Origin of the sequence: Lysinibacillus sp. RS10 (assembly GCF_041956855.1) — a bacterium.
GTDB lineage: Bacteria > Bacillota > Bacilli > Bacillales_A > Planococcaceae > Lysinibacillus > Lysinibacillus xylanilyticus_A.
In genome coordinates, this window is sequence record NZ_CP167122.1 from 1,433,117 (window position 1) to 1,452,057 (window position 18,941).

20 protein-coding genes, 1 pseudogene and 1 other annotated feature are annotated in these 18,941 nt (G+C 38.3%); of the genes and pseudogenes, 19 read left to right on the forward strand and 2 right to left on the reverse strand.

Features of this window, described 5'->3' with window-relative positions; genetic code table 11:
• Positions 1–8 precede the first annotated feature (8 nt).
• The 16 genes and pseudogenes from ACB089_RS07205 (at position 9) to mtnN (ending at position 14,450) form a co-directional block, all read left to right on the forward strand.
• Entirely contained in the window at positions 9–161 is a 153-nt protein-coding gene (locus ACB089_RS07205) for a CorA family divalent cation transporter (RefSeq protein WP_374965834.1), read from the forward strand.
• 118 nt (positions 162–279) lie between these two features.
• Positions 280–494: a binding site (T-box leader), on the forward strand.
• 269 nt (positions 495–763) lie between these two features.
• A complete protein-coding gene (gene alaS / locus ACB089_RS07210; protein ID WP_374965835.1) occupies positions 764–3,424 on the forward strand; it encodes an alanine--tRNA ligase in 2,661 nt (886 codons plus the stop codon).
• 401 nt (positions 3,425–3,825) lie between these two features.
• A complete protein-coding gene (locus ACB089_RS07215; protein WP_004226839.1) occupies positions 3,826–4,092 on the forward strand; it encodes an IreB family regulatory phosphoprotein in 267 nt (88 codons plus the stop codon).
• A gap of 2 nt (positions 4,093–4,094) precedes the next feature.
• Positions 4,095–4,511, forward strand: a complete 417-nt coding sequence (gene ruvX / locus ACB089_RS07220; RefSeq protein ID WP_368635848.1) for a Holliday junction resolvase RuvX — start codon at positions 4,095–4,097, stop codon at positions 4,509–4,511.
• Positions 4,512–4,530: 19 nt separating this feature from the next.
• Positions 4,531–4,839, forward strand: a complete 309-nt coding sequence (locus ACB089_RS07225) for a DUF1292 domain-containing protein (protein WP_368635849.1) — start codon at positions 4,531–4,533, stop codon at positions 4,837–4,839.
• Positions 4,840–5,033: 194 nt separating this feature from the next.
• Complete coding sequence (locus ACB089_RS07230; protein ID WP_374965836.1) at positions 5,034–5,288, forward strand: DUF1292 domain-containing protein; 255 nt, start codon at positions 5,034–5,036, stop codon at positions 5,286–5,288.
• 605 nt (positions 5,289–5,893) lie between these two features.
• A pseudogene (locus ACB089_RS07235) lies at positions 5,894–6,007 on the forward strand (zinc ribbon domain-containing protein); the annotation flags it as partial.
• A 505-nt stretch (positions 6,008–6,512) separates the two neighbouring features.
• The gene (locus tag ACB089_RS07240; RefSeq protein ID WP_223553607.1) at positions 6,513–6,827 is read left to right on the forward strand and encodes a DUF1292 domain-containing protein; all 315 of its coding nucleotides are present in this window, start codon (positions 6,513–6,515) and stop codon (positions 6,825–6,827) included.
• A 127-nt stretch (positions 6,828–6,954) separates the two neighbouring features.
• Positions 6,955–8,082, forward strand: a complete 1,128-nt coding sequence (mltG, locus tag ACB089_RS07245) for an endolytic transglycosylase MltG (RefSeq protein WP_374965837.1) — start codon at positions 6,955–6,957, stop codon at positions 8,080–8,082.
• 568 nt (positions 8,083–8,650) lie between these two features.
• On the forward strand, positions 8,651–9,283 hold the full coding sequence (locus ACB089_RS07250) for an O-methyltransferase (protein WP_374965838.1): 633 nt from the start codon (positions 8,651–8,653) through the stop codon (positions 9,281–9,283).
• Between the two features lie 5 nt (positions 9,284–9,288).
• Positions 9,289–10,221, forward strand: coding sequence for a peptidase U32 family protein (locus tag ACB089_RS07255; RefSeq protein ID WP_374965839.1), 933 nt, complete (start codon positions 9,289–9,291; stop codon positions 10,219–10,221).
• Between the two features lie 14 nt (positions 10,222–10,235).
• Positions 10,236–11,516, forward strand: a complete 1,281-nt coding sequence (locus ACB089_RS07260; protein ID WP_374965840.1) for a U32 family peptidase — start codon at positions 10,236–10,238, stop codon at positions 11,514–11,516.
• Positions 11,516–12,154 carry a uridine kinase gene (udk, locus tag ACB089_RS07265; RefSeq protein ID WP_374965841.1) on the forward strand — a complete coding sequence of 213 codons (639 nt, stop codon included), beginning with the start codon at positions 11,516–11,518 and terminating at the stop codon, positions 12,152–12,154. The genes ACB089_RS07260 and udk overlap by 1 nt, the downstream gene beginning before the upstream one ends.
• 186 nt (positions 12,155–12,340) lie before the next feature.
• Positions 12,341–12,829 carry a transcription elongation factor GreA gene (greA, locus tag ACB089_RS07270; protein ID WP_068983694.1) on the forward strand — a complete coding sequence of 163 codons (489 nt, stop codon included), beginning with the start codon at positions 12,341–12,343 and terminating at the stop codon, positions 12,827–12,829.
• Positions 12,830–13,042: 213 nt separating this feature from the next.
• Entirely contained in the window at positions 13,043–13,696 is a 654-nt protein-coding gene (locus ACB089_RS07275) for a YrrS family protein (protein ID WP_374965842.1), read from the forward strand.
• 61 nt (positions 13,697–13,757) lie between these two features.
• Complete coding sequence (gene mtnN / locus ACB089_RS07280; protein ID WP_068983692.1) at positions 13,758–14,450, forward strand: 5'-methylthioadenosine/S-adenosylhomocysteine nucleosidase; 693 nt, start codon at positions 13,758–13,760, stop codon at positions 14,448–14,450.
• 603 nt (positions 14,451–15,053) lie between these two features.
• Here the strand turns inward: mtnN and sigK are convergent.
• Positions 15,054–15,761, reverse strand: a complete 708-nt coding sequence (gene sigK / locus ACB089_RS07285) for an RNA polymerase sporulation sigma factor SigK (RefSeq protein ID WP_068983691.1) — start codon at positions 15,759–15,761, stop codon at positions 15,054–15,056.
• Between the two features lie 87 nt (positions 15,762–15,848).
• A complete protein-coding gene (gene pssA, locus ACB089_RS07290; RefSeq protein ID WP_083226923.1) occupies positions 15,849–16,391 on the reverse strand; it encodes a CDP-diacylglycerol--serine O-phosphatidyltransferase in 543 nt (180 codons plus the stop codon).
• Between the two features lie 94 nt (positions 16,392–16,485).
• On the opposite strand from pssA, the gene ACB089_RS07295 reads away from it, so the two are divergent.
• From ACB089_RS07295 to yqeH, 3 genes are read left to right on the forward strand one after another with little or no spacing between them, the layout of a single operon-like run.
• Entirely contained in the window at positions 16,486–17,268 is a 783-nt protein-coding gene (locus ACB089_RS07295; protein WP_374965843.1) for a phosphatidylserine decarboxylase, read from the forward strand.
• Positions 17,269–17,304: 36 nt separating this feature from the next.
• Complete coding sequence (locus ACB089_RS07300) at positions 17,305–17,826, forward strand: YqeG family HAD IIIA-type phosphatase (protein WP_374965844.1); 522 nt, start codon at positions 17,305–17,307, stop codon at positions 17,824–17,826.
• The gene (gene yqeH / locus ACB089_RS07305) at positions 17,823–18,926 is read left to right on the forward strand and encodes a ribosome biogenesis GTPase YqeH (RefSeq protein WP_374965845.1); all 1,104 of its coding nucleotides are present in this window, start codon (positions 17,823–17,825) and stop codon (positions 18,924–18,926) included. Before ACB089_RS07300 ends, yqeH begins: the two co-directional genes overlap by 4 nt.
• Positions 18,927–18,941: the final 15 nt, after the last annotated feature.

The following is an 18,941-nucleotide window of genomic DNA, read 5'->3' on the forward strand; positions in this document are numbered from 1 at the left end:
GATAAAAAATGGTTAATCAACACACCTGGCATAATCTATTATCAGTAATTTCAACTATTATGTTGCCATTAACAGTGATTACAAGCTTTTTCGGAATGAATGTACCATTGCCATACCAAGATTCCCTAATTGTTACAATGACCATTAGTTTATTTTTTTAGTCGTATTTCTTGGAGTATGTGGGTTTATTTCAAAAATTGGTTGATTAGTTACGATTAGCAATTATAGTGGCAATTGACAGAAGAAAATATTTTTTTTATAATTCTCGTTAGAAAATAGTAAAAAACGATGATGGAACAAGTACGTATTTGTGCGTGTAAAAGAAAGGGATTTCTAGGCTGAAAAAATCCTCACAATAGCAAATTCAGAAAGCTACTCCAGAGTGCAGTTAATCACTGCCGTTCACTGACGTTACAAGTGCTAAAGAGGTAAGTATACTATTACTTACAACTAGGGTGGTACCGCGAGATCAATTACAAGTCCTCGTCCCTTTTATGGGATGAGGGCTTTTTTTGTTTATCTTCATTCAGCAAATGACTCTCACTTCTGAAGGAGAGGAGATTCAATGCGGTTGAGGTTCCTTTTCAATGGGTGTACCAAACACCTACTGAATGAAGATAATGCCCCCGGCGGATGTCACGGATTTTCGAAGGAATGAATTGTGCGTGCACAATTCAAAATCCGGACGCAATTACGTCAAGGCGAAATTGATTTGTGGATTCAAATCGTGATTTTACAAAACATATAGGGAGGAACTTTTCATATGAAAGCAGTAGAAATTCGCCGCATGTATTTAGAATTCTTTAAAGAAAAAGGTCATCACCATGAACCATCAGCACCACTTGTGCCAATTAATGACCCATCATTACTTTGGATCAACTCAGGTGTAGCAACACTTAAACCATATTTTGATGGTCGTATTATTCCTGAAAATCCACGCATTACAAATGCTCAAAAATCAATTCGTACAAATGATATTGAAAACGTAGGTAAAACAGCTCGTCACCATACGTTCTTTGAAATGTTAGGGAACTTCTCAATTGGGGATTACTTCAAAAAAGAAGCTATTCATTACGCTTGGGAGTTCTTAACAGATAAAAAATGGATGGGCTTTGATCCAGAGCTTTTATCTATTACTATCCATCCTGAAGATCAAGAAGCATATGATGTTTGGCATAACGAAATTGGTATTCCTGAAGAACGTTTAATCCGACTAGAGGGGAACTTCTGGGATATTGGTGAAGGTCCATCTGGTCCTAACTCAGAAATTTTCTATGACCGTGGGGAAGAATACGGTTCAGATGAAAATGATCCAGAAATGTATCCGGGTGGTGAAAATGAACGCTATCTTGAAATTTGGAACTTAGTGTTCTCTCAATTCAACCATAATCCTGATGGCACATATACGCCACTTCCAAAGCAAAACATTGATACAGGTATGGGTCTAGAGCGTATCGTATCAGTTATCCAAAATGTTCCAACTAACTTTGATACTGATTTATTCATGCCTATTATTGAAAAAATCGAACAGTTTGCAAATCGTAAGTACAAACGTCCAGGTGAAGTAGCGTTAAGTGAAATCTTTGGTTCAGAAGAAGATGTAAATACACCATTTAAAGTTATCGCGGACCATATCCGTACAGTGGCGTTTGCTATTGGTGATGGCGCGCTTCCTTCAAATGAAGGTCGTGGTTATGTATTACGTCGTTTACTACGTCGTGCTGTGCGTTATGCAAAACAAATTGGCATTGAAAAACCATTTATGTTTGAATTAGTACCAACTGTTGGTGAAATTATGAATGATTTCTACCCAGAGGTAACGGAAAAATGTGAATTTATTCAACGTGTTATTAAAAATGAAGAACTTCGCTTCCATGAAACATTAGACGGAGGTCTTGCAATCTTTAACGAAGTAGTTGAAGCCCAAAAAGTAGCTGGACATGACTATATTCCAGGTGCAGATGCATTCCGTTTATATGATACTTACGGTTTCCCAATTGAATTAACAGAAGAGTATGCAGAAGAAGTAGGCATGAAGGTAGATCATGAAGGCTTTGAGGTAGCGATGGAAGAACAACGTGAACGCGCACGTGCAGCTCGTCAAGATGTAGATTCTATGCAAGTACAAAATGAAGTACTAGCCAACCTGACTGTTGCAAGTGAATTTGTAGGCTATGATACATTGACGACAAACACAGAAATTGCGGCGATCATTGTCAATGGTCAAGTATCAAAGGTAGCATCTGAAGGGCAAGAAGCACTAGTTGTTTTAGCTAAAACACCATTCTATGCTGAAATGGGTGGTCAAATTGCGGATAGCGGTGTTATCTCAAATGATAGCTTTACTGCTATTGTAAAAGATGTACAAAAAGCACCTAATGGTCAACCTCTTCATACAGTACTTGTAGAATCTGGCGAAATGAATGTTGAAGATGCGGTGAAGGCAGTAGTGAACCGTGATGAACGTAATTTAATTATTAAAAACCATACAGCTACACATATTATGCAGCGTGCATTAAAAGACGTGCTGGGCGACCATGTAAATCAAGCAGGTTCATATGTAGGACCTGATCGTTTACGTTTCGACTTCTCTCACTTCGGTCAAGTGACAAAAGAGGAATTACAACAAATTGAACGTATCGTAAATGAAAAAGTGTGGGATGATATAGAGGTCCTAATTGAAGAAAAAGGCATCGATGAAGCGAAAGCTATGGGGGCAATGGCATTATTCGGTGAGAAATATGGCGATGTCGTTCGCGTTGTTTCAATTGGTGACTATTCTATTGAGCTTTGCGGTGGTCTTCACGTAAAACGTTCTTCTGAAATTGGCTTCTTCAAAATTGTTTCAGAAGGTGGTATCGGTGCAGGTACTCGTCGTATCGAGGCTGTTACAGGTAAAGTTGCATATGAAGCAGTAAAAGAAGAAGAAGCTTTATTAAACGATGCAGCAGCTTTATTAAAAGCAAATTCAAAAGATATTGTGACAAAAGTACATGCGTTACAAGCTGACTACAAAGAATTACAACGTGAAAATGAGGCGTTATCACAAAAAATCGCTAATACTCAAGCTGGTGCTATTGTAGACGCTGCTCAGACTTTTGGTGATGTAACAGTTCTTTCTACTAAAGTTGAGGCGAAGGACAATAATCAACTGCGTCAAATGATGGATGACTTGAAGGTTAAAATGCCTAAGGCCGTTATTGTTTTAGGTGCTGTCGATGGCGACAAAGTTATGCTTTGCGCTGGGGTAACGAAAGATTTAGTTGGTGGCAATTACCATGCAGGAAATATCGTAAAAATGGTAGCAGAGGCATGTGGTGGTAAAGGTGGCGGTCGTCCAGATATGGCGATGGCAGGTGCGAAAGAAGCATCAAAACTTGATGAAGCACTACTTTCTGTGTATGATTATGTTAAATCCATTTAACTTCTTTCAGCGGGTGTCCAAACACCCGCTGAAATAGAGGAACTCAGGCTAAGAACTTCACATCCTGTGAAAACGCCTGAGTGACCAGCATCGTGCTGGCCTAAATCCTCCGGCGGATGTCACGGAATCGGAAAAGGAGTTCTTAGGGGATGTTAGCCTAAGATCATCGCATCCATGCGATAACGGCTAACTGACCTGCATCGGTAAAAACGCCACGTCCTATGGCATTACCGAAATGACCGACATCGTGTCGGCCCTCGTGCAGGCCTAAACACAAAGCCGATTCCGGACGCAATTATGCCGGGGCATAATTGATAATACGCCAAAACATGTTATAATAAAGAGAAATTGGAGATGAGCTTTTTGCACATCTCCTTATTTCTGAAAGCGAGGTGCTGGTCATGAGTTCATTTGATCAAACGATGAAATTTAATTTTCCAGAAGAATCAATGGAACAGGAAGTCAAGCAGGTAATGTTGAAAGTACATTCTTCATTAGAGGAAAAGGGATATAACCCTATCAATCAGATTGTCGGTTATTTACTTTCTGGTGATCCGGCGTATATTCCTCGCCATCAGGATGCTCGTAATTTAATTCGCAAGCTTGAGCGTGACGAAATTCTAGAAGAGCTTGTTAAGTTTTATATTAAAAAGAATAACGAGGACTAGAAATGAGAATTATGGGGTTAGACGTTGGGTCTAAAACTGTGGGCGTTGCTGTAAGTGATGCTCTAGGGTGGACGGCCCAAGGTATTGAAACCGTAAAAATTGATGAAGCTAATGGCGAGTTCGGCATTGAGCGTATAGCCGAGCTAGTGAAGGAGTACTCTATAACAGAATTTGTTGTAGGATACCCTAAAAACATGAATAATACGGTGGGACCACGTGGAGAGGCTTCTGAAAACTATAAAAAGCTTTTAGAAGAAACATTTTCACTACCGGTCAAGCTTTGGGATGAACGTTTAACAACGATGGCTGCCGAACGTATGCTAATCGAAGCGGACGTAAGTCGCAAAAAGCGTAAGCAAGTCATAGATAAAATGGCTGCTGTGATGATTTTACAAGGCTACTTGGATAGCAAAAATTAATTGATGAGGTGACAAGCACATGGCACAAGAACATAACCATGAAGAAGAACTACACGTACAACACATTACAGTGATTGACGAGAACGGAAATGAACAGCTTTGTGAAGTGATTCACGTACATGAATCAGCTGAATTTGGTAAATCCTACGTATTTTACTCTATGATAGGCGCAGAAGAAGATGAAGATGGCTCAGTAGAAATCTTCGTATCTTCATTTGTACCATCTGAAAATGGTGAAGATGGTGAATTAACACCAATCGAAACAGAAGCAGAATGGGATATGGTAGAAGACGTATTAAACGCTTTAGAGGATGAAAACGAAGAATAATCATCGTTCTTTATAAGTGTGGAACAAGGATGGCAACAAGCACTCCTTGTTCCTTTTTTACTTTAGGAAGAATGAAGCTATGAGGAAGACGAGTCTATGTTGAGATAGTTTCAGTATCACCGGAAGATACTGAATATCTAAGGGCTCCTACTAAAGTTTGAAAGATAATTAAGCCTAATTAAGGAGGAGATTACATGAACGAGGAAACGCAAGAATTTCTGATCATTGGAGAGAATGGCAAAGAGCAAAAGTGTCGAGTTGTCTTTACCTTCGATGCAGAAGAAAAATCATATGTATTGTTTTCGTTAATCGACGAAGATGGTAATGAAATTCCTGGAGACATTTCTGCTATGACATTCGATTATGATGATAACAATGGGGAAATGACAAATTTACAGCCTGTTGAAACAGAGGCGGAGTGGGTAACTAAACTGTTGCAGAAAATTTAGACAAAACTATACAAACCTGTATAGAAGCATAGATTGATAACAGAATACCCTTCGTATCAAGCGATTGGTGCGAACTCCACGTTAATTGCTTTTAACTCCTAAAGCCTTGTGACCAAAGCGGAGCTGGAAACGGCAGACGTAACGGTGCGAAAGCAGAAAAAACAACAAGGATGGCATAAGCTGAAAAAAATTACTCAGTGTCCGTAAAGGATCATCGTGACAACGGAAAACGGTAGCGCTAAGTGCTTTGGCAATGGATGTTTAGCAGCGAACTCCTAAATCTCTAATGAGACAAGGAAGACGTTCAACGACTATCTCCTTGAGGGAGAGTAAAACCGCAAGCGAATGGCGGAAGAAAAATGTGGCTCTTATCAGAAGATAAGATGAAGATATAGTCTGCGCTTATGTGAAAGCATAAGAGGTCTACTTGTGAGAGAAAGACTGCATGAAGGGTTGCGCCTTTGTGTGAACAAGAAAAATAGATACAAAAATAAAAATGTTAACAACCTCTCTAAATAGGGTAAAGTATTTTATCTTAGTGAAAGAGAGGTGGTGCACATGGAATTAATGTCCATTGGGAAATTTGCTAAGCTTGTTCTGGTTGTGGACAAATCAAATCCGATTTGAGACTGAAAGACAGATTATTTATCTGCTCTTGCGGATTAAAGTTGGATAGAGATTTGAACGCAAGCATTAACTTAGCAAATTATTCAATCTAAGGAGCTTAACTTCTTTCAGCAGGTGTCTAAACATCCGCTGAAATAGAGGAACTCAGGCTAAGAACTTCACATCCTGTGAAACCGCCTGAGTGACCAGCATCGTGCTGGCCTAAAGCCTCCGGCGGATGTCAAGGAATCGGAAAGGAGTTCTTAGGGGATGTTAGCCTAAGATCATCGCATCCATGCGATAACGGCTAACTGACCTGCATCGGTAAAAACGCCACGTCCTGTGGCATTACCGAAATGACTGACATCGTGTCGGCCCTCGTGCAGGCCTAAGCACAAAGCCGATTCCGGACGCAATGATGCCGAGGCATAATTGATCTAAAAACTAAGCCTTAGATGTGTACGCAACGATACTGCGGAATTTAAGCCTTTGGAGAGTCATACAAAATGGCAGTAGCTTCAGCGAAACCAGGCTCGGTGAATAAGGAAGACACAAAACGAAAGTCAAAAGATATAAGTTGTGTCACAGTAGAGATGTCTACATTTTTTTAGAATGTATATGTTTTTCGTATCGGAAATGATTAATGAGGTAGTCCTAACACTTCTAGATGAATTTGAAGAGGGGCCACAGTTAATTACAGTAACAGATGAAGATGGAACAGATCAGGTATGCGAGGTTATTCATACATTTTCATCAGAACAATTTGGTAAATCCTATGTACTATATGTTTTGGCAACGGACGAGCCAATGGAGGAACGAGATATTTTTGCTGCCCAATATGTAGCTGGAAATGACGGAACGATTGAAGAATTATTACCAATTGAAACAGATGAAGAATGGGAATTTGTTGAAGATATCTTAAATGATTTATAATTAAAACTCTGAGTAGTAAATTGCTACTCAGAGTTTTTTATGTGTGCTATTTTTACTGAATTATCTATTTCTGTTTGTCGTTATAGTTGATTTCTAGTATGATAATGAAGTGATAGGGGGGAAACCCGTGAATAACGGTTCAAAAAAACAAGAAATGTTTTCAAAAATGGAAGAAAGAAAATCAGAGGTAAAAATTGTGAGAAAAATAGTTGCTATTGTTGCAATTTCTATTGTTCTACTATTAGGGGTCATCGGTTTATTTGGCTATAATTATGTAAAGAGTGCCTTAAAACCAGTGGATCCGGATGCGACTAAAACAATAGCAGTTGAAGTACCAATTGGCTCAGGCTTAGGCTCTATTTCGACTTTACTAGAAAAAGAGGGCATTATTAAAGATGCTCGTGTTTTTAAATACTACGCTAAGTTTAAAAATGAATCCCAGTTCCAAGCCGGGAAATATGATTTGACACAGGCGATGACATTTGATGAGATCATAGAGAGTTTGAAAACTGGAAAAGTCTACCGTAAGCCAGTATTTACAATGACAATTCCTGAAGGTTTAACACTTGAACAAATTGGTAATATTGTGGAGAAGAAAACACCATACACTCAAAAAGAATTTATGGACCTAGTAACAAGCGATGAATTTGTTCAAAAAATGAAGGCTAAATACCCCGAGCTTGTGACAGATGCAGTTTTAGCTGATAATATTCGCTATGATTTAGAGGGCTATTTATTCCCTGCAACTTATTCTTACTTTGAAGAAAAACCTTCATTAGAATCAATTGTAGACGAAATGGTAGGGGCTATGGACAAGCTTGTGAAGAGTTACAGCGATGTTTTAGCTGAAAAGAAAATATCCGTACATCAATTGTTAACATTTGCTTCATTACTAGAAGAAGAAGCTACTGCCCAAACAGATCGAGAAACGATTGCGAGCGTATTCTATAACCGTATAGATCAAGGGATGCCACTACAAACAGACCCAACTGTTTTATATGCACTTGGCTCACATAAAGATCGTGTGATGTACAAAGATTTAGAAGTAGATAACGTCTACAATACTTATAAAAATAAAGGCTTACCACCTGGTCCTATTGCGGGTGCTGGAAAATCTTCAATTGAAGCAACGCTAAATCCAAGTAAAACAGATTACCTCTACTTCTTAGCGGATAAACAAGGTGTCAACCACTTCTCGAAAACATATGATGAACATTTACAGAAAGTAGAAAAATACTTGCGTAAGGCAGAGTAATTACTTTTAACTTCTTTCAGCAAATGTTTACGTAACGAAAGTGAAACGACAGCTACAGATGTTTTTTGTAACGAAAGTGCAACGTCAGTTACAGATGTTTTTTGTAACGAAAGTGCAACGTCAGTTACAGAAGTTCTCCATCTTTATAGGGGATGACATGAATGCGAGTTTAAGTTATTTTTCAGCCGATTCCAGACACAATTAGCTGAGGCATAATTGAAATCATTAAAAAATATATAGCAATAATGTGGATAGAAGGAAAGAAAAATAGCTTTCCTTCTATTTTCGTGCTATTATAAAATGTGATTTTTAATCAATCCGCATGGAATAATTCAAGCAGTCCGTTAATGCGGGATAATATACGTGGTGGCAATTGTTTTGAGCTGATAAAAAACAATTGCTCATTTTTATATGACGAAGTACCAAGACATCGCGTTTGGTCTTTTTCTTTTTGGTGCTACATGATGAAGCCTCTGGCGGATGTCACGGAATCGGCTTTGTGCAAGCACAAAGCCGATTCCGGACGCAGTTATGCCGAGGCATAATTGATATGAGGGTGAACTTAAAAATGGAATTATCAGATGCATATATACAATCATTTATTCAACCACGTAATGATTTGCTTTTAGAAATGGAAGCATTTGCGGAGGAGAATCATGTGCCGATTATGCAGCTTGCAGGCATTGATGCACTAAACCAACTGCTACGTATTCAAAATCCGTCGAAAATTTTAGAGATTGGTACAGCAATTGGTTATTCTGCAATAAGAATGGCGGAGGCTTTACCGAATGTGCAGATCGTTACAATCGAGCGAGATCCAGAGCGTGTTGCGAGAGCGAAGGCCTATATTGAACGTTCTACAGTATCAGATCGTATTACGGCCATTGAAGGAGATGCCTTAGAGGTGAACGATGAGGCCATTCATACAACATTCGATGCGGTGTTTATTGATGCTGCAAAAGGACAATATCAACGCTTTTTTGAAAAGTATGCACCTCTTGTAAAATCTGGTGGAGTTCTGTATATCGATAATATGTATATGCATGGCTTATCAGATTTGGATTTAAAAGATGTACCGCGTCGCAAACGTACAATGATTCGCAATTTAAAAAACTTTACCGAATGGATTATGGAGCACCCTGATTATACAAGTGCATTTTTACCAGTCGGTGATGGTTTATTACTATGTTTGAAGAGGTGACTATTATGAAAAAACCTGAATTGCTTGTTACACCGCAATCAGTGGACCATGTAAAAGCACTTTTACAGGCTGGAGCAGATGCTTTTGTCATGGGTGAACAACAATTTGGTCTTCGCCTAGCAGGAGAATTTTCTGTTAGTGAAGTGGAAGAAGCTACAAAGCTGATTCATGCAGCGGGTAAAAAAGTTTATGTTGCGGTAAATGCATTATTCCATAATGAAAAATTGGATGCACTTGCCGAGTATTTAAAAGAAATGCAACGCATTGGCGTTGACCGTTTAATTTACGGTGATCCAGCAGTAGTAATCATTCGTCGTGATCAAGGTGTAACAATACCGTTACACTGGAGTCCAGAAACGATTGCAACAAACTGGTTTACGGTAAATTATTGGGGGAAACGAGGAGCAACTCGCGCAGTACTTGCTCGTGAACTTTCTTTAGATGAAGTGCTTGAAATTAAAGAAAATGCGGAAGTAGAGATTGAAGTTCAAGTACATGGGATGACATGTATGTTCCAATCAAAACGTGCATTACTTGGCCATTATTTCTTATATCAGGATAAAGTAATGGAAATTGAGAATCGTAAGGAAAATCGCAATATGTTCCTTCATGATGATGAACGTAATAATAAATATCCAATTTATGAGGATGTTAATGGTACGCATATTTTCAGTCCAAACGATATGTGCATGATTGATGAGCTTGGCGAATTATTCGAAGGTGGCATTGATGCATTGAAAATTGAGGGTGTCCTTCAAACACCAGAATATGTAATCACAGTTACAGAAGCTTATCGTCAAGCAATTGACACATATTTTGACGAATCAGAAGATGCATATGAAGATACTAAAGATGATTTATTAGCAAAAATTGAAGACATTCAGCCTGCCATCAGACCTCTTGATACTGGCTTTATCTTCAAGGAAACTGTTTACTAGGAGGTGGCAAGAACATGGCATTAGCATTAGAACAAAATGACAAAATCCGTGAGATTGTCGACGGTAAACGTGTCATTACAAAAAAACCAGAGCTACTTGCCCCTGCAGGTAGTTTAGAAAAATTAAAAGTTGCCGTTCATTACGGTGCAGATGCTGTATTTATTGGTGGACGAGAGTTCGGTCTACGTTCAAACGCAGATAACTTCTCAATTGAAGAAATGCGCGAAGGTGTTGAATTCGCCAATAAATACGGTGCAAAAATCTATGTGACGACAAATATTTTCGCCCACAATGAAAATATGGACGGCTTAGAGCAATACTTAAAAGATATTGAATCTGCAGGTGTTACAGGCATTATTGTAGCGGACCCTTTGATCATCGAAACATGCCGTACAGCTGCACCGAAGCTTGAAATTCACCTATCTACACAGCAATCTTTATCAAACTGGAAGGCAGTACAGTATTGGAAAGAAGAAGGTTTACATCGTGTAGTGTTGGCCCGCGAAGTTGGCGGAGAAGAAATGAAGCTGATGAAGGAAAAAGTCGATATTGAAATTGAAGCATTTGTTCATGGAGCAATGTGTATCGCTTATTCGGGTCGCTGTGTACTTTCAAATCACATGACTGCTCGTGACTCTAACCGTGGTGGTTGCTGTCAATCTTGTCGCTGGGACTATGATTTGTATGAGTTAGAAGATAATGAAGAAAAGGCACTTTTCGATGATAATCACGCACCTTTTGCGATGAGTCCAAAAGACTTAAAGCTAATTGAAGCCATTCCACATATGATTGAACTTGGTATTGATTCATTGAAAGTAGAGGGGCGTATGAAGTCCATTCACTATGTTGCTACAGTTGTTTCAGTGTACCGTAAAGTGATTGATGCTTATTGTGCTGACCCTGACAATTTCAAGATTAAACGTGAATGGCTTGAGGAACTAGATAAATGTGCTAACCGAGATACGGCTGAAGCATTCTTCCACGATGCACCTGGCCACGAGGAGCAAATGTTTGGTGTACATGGCCGCAAAACGACGTATGAGTTTGCTGGACTTATTTTAGAACATGACCCAGAAACGAAAATTGTGACAATGCAACAACGTAACTATTTTAAACCTGGCGATGAGGTAGAATTCTTTGGACCAGAAATCGAAAATTTCCGTTTTACAATGGGTGAAATTTGGGATGAGGATGGCAATAGCTTAGATGCTGCCCGTCATCCACTACAAATTATTAAATTTAAATGCGACACACTATTAAAACCGCATAACATGATGCGAAAGGAGAATAATTAATGGCAGTGAAGCGTCCAGTCGTCATCGGAATCGCTGGTGGCTCATGCTCAGGAAAAACGAGTGTGACCCGTGCTATTTATGATGTTTTCCGTGATCATTCAGTAGTTGTAATTGAACAAGATTTTTACTATAAAGATCAAAGTCATTTAACGTTTGAGGAGCGTTTAGGTACAAACTATGACCATCCGTTAGCGTTTGATAATGATTTGTTAATTGAGCACATAAAAAAATTATTGGTGCGTCAACCAATTGACAAGCCTGTATATGATTATGTACAGCATACAAGAGCAGAAGAAGTTGTTCATGTAGAACCTGTAGATGTTATTATACTAGAAGGTATTTTAGTGTTAGAGGATGCAGATTTACGTGATTTAATGGACATTAAATTATTTGTAGATACAGACTCAGATTTACGTATTATTCGTCGTATTATGCGTGATATAAAAGAACGTGGACGTACAACAGATTCTGTAATCGAACAATATTTATCGGCAGTGCGTCCAATGCATAACTTATTTATTGAGCCGACGAAACGTTATGCTGATATTATTATCCCTGAGGGTGGGGATAATGAAGTTGCAATTGATTTGATGGTCACGAAAATTAAAACTATTCTTGAAACTGACAACGTATTGTAATAAGATAGAGTGGTATTGACAATATTTACATGCGTATCATTGCATATTTTTGAAAAGCATGCATACTATTAGGTCAAAGAGAATTTTGAAACCGATTAAAAACAATAAAATTCGATTAAATGCATCACACATGGCATTTGGTCGAGTTTTATGTTTTTGTATTGATGAAATAAGGAGTGAAGGACTTTGGCAAACGAAAAACAATACCCAATGACAGCTGAAGGTAAAAGAAAATTAGAAGAAGAATTAGTAAAATTAGAAACAGAAACACGTAAAGAAATTGTTGAGCGTATTAAAATCGCTCGCGACTTCGGAGATCTTTCTGAAAACGCTGAGTATGATTCAGCTAAAGAAGAACAAGCCTTTTTAGAAGGTCGTATTTCTACATTAAAATCAATGATTCGTAACGCAGTTATTATTTCTGAGGATGAAACAGACAACAGTGTAGTTTCACTAGGGAAAACGGTTACATTTGTAGAAATTATTAATGGTAAACCATCAACGGATGAGGAATCGTATACGATTGTTGGTTCGGCTGAGGCAGATCCAATGGAATTCCGTATTTCTAATGAATCACCAATTGCTAAAGGCTTGCTAGGTCGTGCTGAAGGCGAAGAGGTTGTCGTACAAACACCTGGTGGCGAAATGAAAGTTAAAATTATTTCAATCAAATAATTTTGTACAAGCAGTTAGCTTATCTTTTTAAGGAGAGCTAGCTGCTTTTATCTTAATTTCATCTTTTATGAAAGTTTTTACATCAAGGGACAGCATCCATTGAAATGAACGTCAAGAGAGCTTTTATTTTACCCTTGATTAAATACATGAGCACAATTATTTTGCAAGTCCCGTTGAACTTGATAGAATATTGGCTAGAGAGGGGGAGAATTCATGAGTGAACGACAAACTAGAAGCAGTCGTCATTTGCAGCCATCTCGTAATAAAAAGCTAGATAAACTTTTGAATGTTTTAATTGGTATTGTCGTGATATTGATTATTATAACTGCAACATACGTGTTTAAATGGCAGGATGATGTAGGAACTGCCGTGAAAGACGAACCAGCACAAGAGCAAAAGAACGATGATGGAGATGGGAAAGAAAAGCCTTCTAAAGAGGAAAATAATGATGTTTCAGTAAAAGATAATGAATCTACAAAAGAAGAGCCTAAAGAAGAACAGCCATCATCTGAAAAGGACGCTGCTATTGAAACTACATCAGATAACCCAATTGTTGACAAGGTTATAACAAATAAAGATTGGAAGCCAACGCCTACAACCCAAACAGGTCAGCACGTGTCTTCTTACGATGATACATCAGTTGACTGGGCTGAAAAGGTTGCAACAGTTACAGCTGTTACAGGCATAGAAAAGGACAATATGATTATTTGGCGTATTCAAAATAACGGCAGTGCTAATACGGCCGTAGCAACGGTTTCAACGAATGATAAGACAAAAATGTATCGCGTCAACATGGAGTGGGTTGACAATGAGGGCTGGTTACCAGTGAAACTCGAGCAACTAAATACATTAAATGGCGCCTATTGACGAAAATAACTCGATTGAGTATTTTTAATAGAGTTAAACAATGAAGGGAAGTAACAGAGACATGAAAATTGCAGTAATCGGCGCAATGGAAGAAGAAGTAGAGCTTTTACGAGCAGCATTAGACAATGCAAAAAGCACAACAATCGCAGGCAGTGAATATACAACTGGAACTTATGAAGGGAAAGATGTAGTTTTATTAAAAAGTGGTATTGGTAAAGTGAACGCTGCGATGTCAACTACCATTCTATTACATGAATTTAAGCCTGATGTAGTCATTAATACGGGCTCTGCCGGAGGGTATGACGAAACACTTGAAGTAGGCGCAGTTGTTATTTCAGATGAAGTCCGTCATCACGATGTAGATGTTACAATTTTCGGTTATGAGATTGGTCAGATGGCTGGTATGCCAGCAGCTTACAAATCAGATGAAAGACTTATGAAAGTGGCTGAAGAGGCAGTGAAGGCTGTTGGAGAGCACCAATTTGGTATTGGTTTAATTTGCTCAGGAGATGCTTTTATGAATGATCCTGTTCGTGTAGAAGCTGTCCGTCAACACTTCCCACAAATGAAGGCAGTTGAGATGGAAGCAGCAGCTGTTGCACAAGTATGCTATCAATTTGGTACTCCGTTTGTTGTTATTCGTGCTTTATCTGATATTGCTGGGAAAGAATCGAATATTAGCTTTGATGAGTTTTTACCAGTAGCTGCAAAGCATTCGACGCAAATAGTATTAAAAGCTATTGAAACGCTATAAAGTAAAACTATAATTAGTGGGGAGTTTTTTACCAACTCGCTGATTATTAGTTTTCACCAATCGTCCTTTTACTGCCCGTTAATAGGGATAAAGTACACAGAATGGTCAAAATGAGTGATCTGTAGTGTGAGAAAAATCACAGTTTAAAAGTCTGACTAATGCTAAACTGTTATTAATTAAATCTCTTCATATTTGGATGGGAGGCATTCATGATGCTATTTTTAACAGCAGGTGTAGTCATTATAACGACGTTACTCGGTACACTTATTTCAGCAGAACTTTCAGAATCTGTAGAATTTCATTGAGGCAAACGCTCCTTTGCGACATTCAAAGTCGCAAGGGAGCTTTTTTTTATAGCTTCATTGGTTCAACAACAACTACGTTTATCTTTTAAAAAGTTAGTAGGATTAAGGTAATTGCTTTTTTGAGCGTCAAATAAAAGAAAAATGGATAGTATTCACTATGTTGTACACATTATTTATCTAAAGCTTTCGATGGATAAGAATTCTTTCTTTAGATCCTTTTGTAACAAAAAATACGTGATTCATGGTATGTTAATGTTAAGGATCCATTGAAATTTTTCAATTATCAATTTACAATATATTACTCAGTAGACTTTTGGTCTCGTTTATATAATTGATAGAGTTTAATAAGTGCTCGCTTTTCAATGCGAGAAACATAGCTACGAGAAATATTTAAACGAGCAGCGATTTCTTTTTGAGTAAGGGCATCATGTTGGTTTAAACCATAGCGAAGGGTTACTATTTCGAGTTCACGATCGTCGAGCATATGCAAATAATGATATAGTTGTGCAACATGTTCTTTATGTTCAATTTTTTCTGTTGCGCTCTCTTCATCACATTGTAAGAGATCACGGATCTGTAAGGCGTTACCATCTTTATCTGTACCAATTGGCTCGAATAAAGAAACATCTTTTTGCACTTTTTTCTGAGTACGCAGATGCATTAAAATTTCATTTTCGATACATCGGGCAGCGTAAGTGGCAAGGCGTGTTTTTTTGTCAGGAGTGTAACTTTCTACGGCTTTCATAAGTCCTATAGTACCAATGGAAATATAGTCGTCTAGTTGTTCGTGTTTCGGGTGAAATTTTTTTACAACGTGTGCAACGAGTCGCATATTGCGCTCAATTAAATCAAGACGCGCTTGCTCATCACCGCCTAAAAATCGTTCAATACAAGCAGCTTCCTCTTCTTTTGAAAAGGGTTTATGGAATGTTTGCCCCTTTAAATAGCCAAGTAACGCAGGGATCTCAAGCCATAACTGCAACATAGATGTAAAAATTCCGCTCATTGAATGATTTCATCCTTTCCCCATTTTTCGACAGTATATGTTAAGAAGCTGCGTTAAATGAAAAAAAGTGCAACAGCAAATGCGCTGTTACACTTTTTTTAACGTGATTGTACTAATCATTAGTAATGCTAGTATTGGGAATAGGAAAAGATAAAACGCTGGGTGGAACGTATTAGATGCGAAATACGTTAAAGTTAAGAGCGTACCTGCCGCTGTTATTGGTAACCCTGTGAAGTAGCCGTTTGCTTCACTAATATTGAAGCGAGCTAATCGCATTGCACCACAGACGATATACAGTACAGTCATCGTCATGCCGACAAAACCAAAGTCGACTAAAACAACTTTGTACATTAATAATGCAGGTGCCACACCAAATGATATAATATCACTCATAGAGTCTAATTGTTTACCTAAATCAGACACTTGTCCGAGGGCTCTAGCTACCTTCCCGTCATAGCGATCAAGAAGGGCTGCGATAAAGATAAACAAGACGCTGTAGCTATAATATTCATGTAGTGTAGCCATTATGGCCGCGCCACCAAAGGACATATTACTGATTGTAATGAAGTTTGCTGCTTGCGATTTCATTTTCTTAACCGTGGTATCCACCAACTTGTGATATAGAAACAAGGGGGATCACTCCTTTGCACTTAAGATATTGTACCATTATACTTCGAATGCGAAAAAATTGACAGTCTAAATTAATCGATAGGGGTTTTGTTTTATGAAAGAAAAACTATATCAACGCTTGATTGAATTAACAAATGGCAAGCAATCCTCCCATCTTTTGCAAAGCATTGCAAAAGCAAAGTGGAGTAAACGTATGATCCCTAGTTATATGAAGGTATACGATATTAACCTTGAAGAGGTTTCAAAAAAACGACAACAATTTTCAAGTTTACATGACTTTTTTACAAGAGAGCTTTTAGAAAATGCACGTCCAATTGAACAAAATCCTACTACCTTTGTAAGTCCAGTGGATGCGAAAGTGGAATCATTTGGACGGATCGAATGGGATATGACGTTTCTTGTAAAGGGTAAGCCTTATGCATTACAAGATTTACTTGGTAATTCAGAACGTGCTGCGCAATATGCAGATGGCCATTTTATCGTGTTTTACTTGAGTCCTGCAGATTATCACCGTATTCATAGCCCGATTGATGGGAGAGTACTAAGACAATATACGCTTGGTCAAAAATCATACCCGGTTAATCAGCTAGGTCTTTCATACGGTAAAAAACCAATTTCACATAATTATCGTTCAGTGACGGAGCTGAAAGTGGCAAATAATCAGCAGATAGCGTTTATTAAAGTTGGCGCTACATTTGTTAACTCGATCGTACTCACTAATACTACAACTCAGTGGCGTAAGGGTGATGAAGTCGGATATTTTTCATTCGGCTCAACAGTAGTCATGCTATTTGAAAAGGATGCAATTAAATTTACGGATAATGTTGTGCAAGGAAGCCCAATTCGAATGGGTGAAGCCTTCGCAAATATGCTATAATGGTCGAATAATACATTTAGATTAGGGGTCGCTATTTTGTATAATTTTTTATTACCAGATGAATTTGTGACGAGTATTTTTGAAATTACACCGGAAAAGCTTCAAGACTTAGGCATTAAAGGAATCATTACGGATTTAGATAATACGCTTGTAGAATGGGACCGTGCAGATGCAACAGAAGAGCTTATTATTTGGCTTCGTATTATGAAAGAGTCAGGTATTCGTGTTATTATTGCGTCGAATAACAAAGAAGCACGTGTTAAGCAATTTGCTGAGCCATTAGGTATTCCTTATATTCATAAGGCGAGAAAGCCACTTCGTAATGCCTTTTATAGTGCAATTGTTCAATTAGGGCTACGACCACAGGAAGTAGTAATGGTAGGAGACCAACTACTAACAGATGTAATGGGCGCTAATCGCTTAGGCTTGCATACGGTACTAGTAAAACCAGTTGCACAATCAGATGGTCTCGTAACAAAATTCAACCGATTTATTGAACGTCGTGTGTTCAATAATTTAAAACGAAAAGGAATCAGTACTTGGGAGGAAAAAGAATGAACGAAATGCCAAATTGTATTGGCTGTGGTACAACAATTCAAACAGAAGATAAAACAGCAGTTGGGTATGCACCCCCATCATCATTAGAAAAAGACGTGGTCATTTGCCAACGTTGCTTCCGTTTGAAAAATTATAATGAAATTCAACCAGTGTCATTAACAGATGATGACTTTTTACGCATATTAAACGGTCTTGGAACACAGCAAGGCCTAATCGTAAAAATTGTTGATATTTTTGACTTCAATGGGAGCTGGTTACCAGGACTTCACCGCTTCGTTGGTAAAAATCCAGTGTTATTAATAGCGAATAAAGCCGATTTATTACCGAAATCTGTGAAACCGAAAAAAGTAATTAATTGGCTAAAACGTGAAGCAAAGGCTCTTGGTCTACAACCTGTCGATGTACTTTTAGTGAGTGCCCATAAAGGTAAAGGAATGGCTGAAGCGATGGAAGCCATTGATGAGAACCGTAATGGACAAAATGTGTACGTTGTAGGTTGTACAAATGTTGGGAAATCCACGTTCATTAATCGTATTATCAAGCAGGCTACAGGTGAAGGTGAGGTTATTACAACTTCTCATTTCCCAGGTACAACTTTAGATATGATTGAAATTCCATTAGATGATGGTAGTGCATTATATGACACACCAGGAATAATTAATCATCATCAGATGGCACACCATATTGACGCTAGTGAATTAAAATATATTATGCCTAAAAAAGAAATAAAGCCAAAAGTTTATCAGCAAAATGCTGGACAAACGCTATTTATTGGCGCACTTGCACGTTTTGATTTTATTCAAGGAGATCGATCGGCATTTACTGTACATGTGGCAAATGACTTACCAATTCATCGTACAAAGCTTGAGAAGGCAGATACATTATATGCAGAGCATAAGGGTGAATTACTTGCACCTCCAACTGCCGAATTTATTGAACAGCTACCACCATTAGTGCGTCATGAGTTCTCCATCAAAGAAGCAAAAACAGACGTTGTATTCTCTGGTCTTGGATGGATTACTGTGCAGCATGAAAATGTAGTTGTAGCAGCTTACGCGCCAAAAGGTGTACAAGTTTCAATTCGCCCATCACTTATTTAGGATGTACTAGTAGAG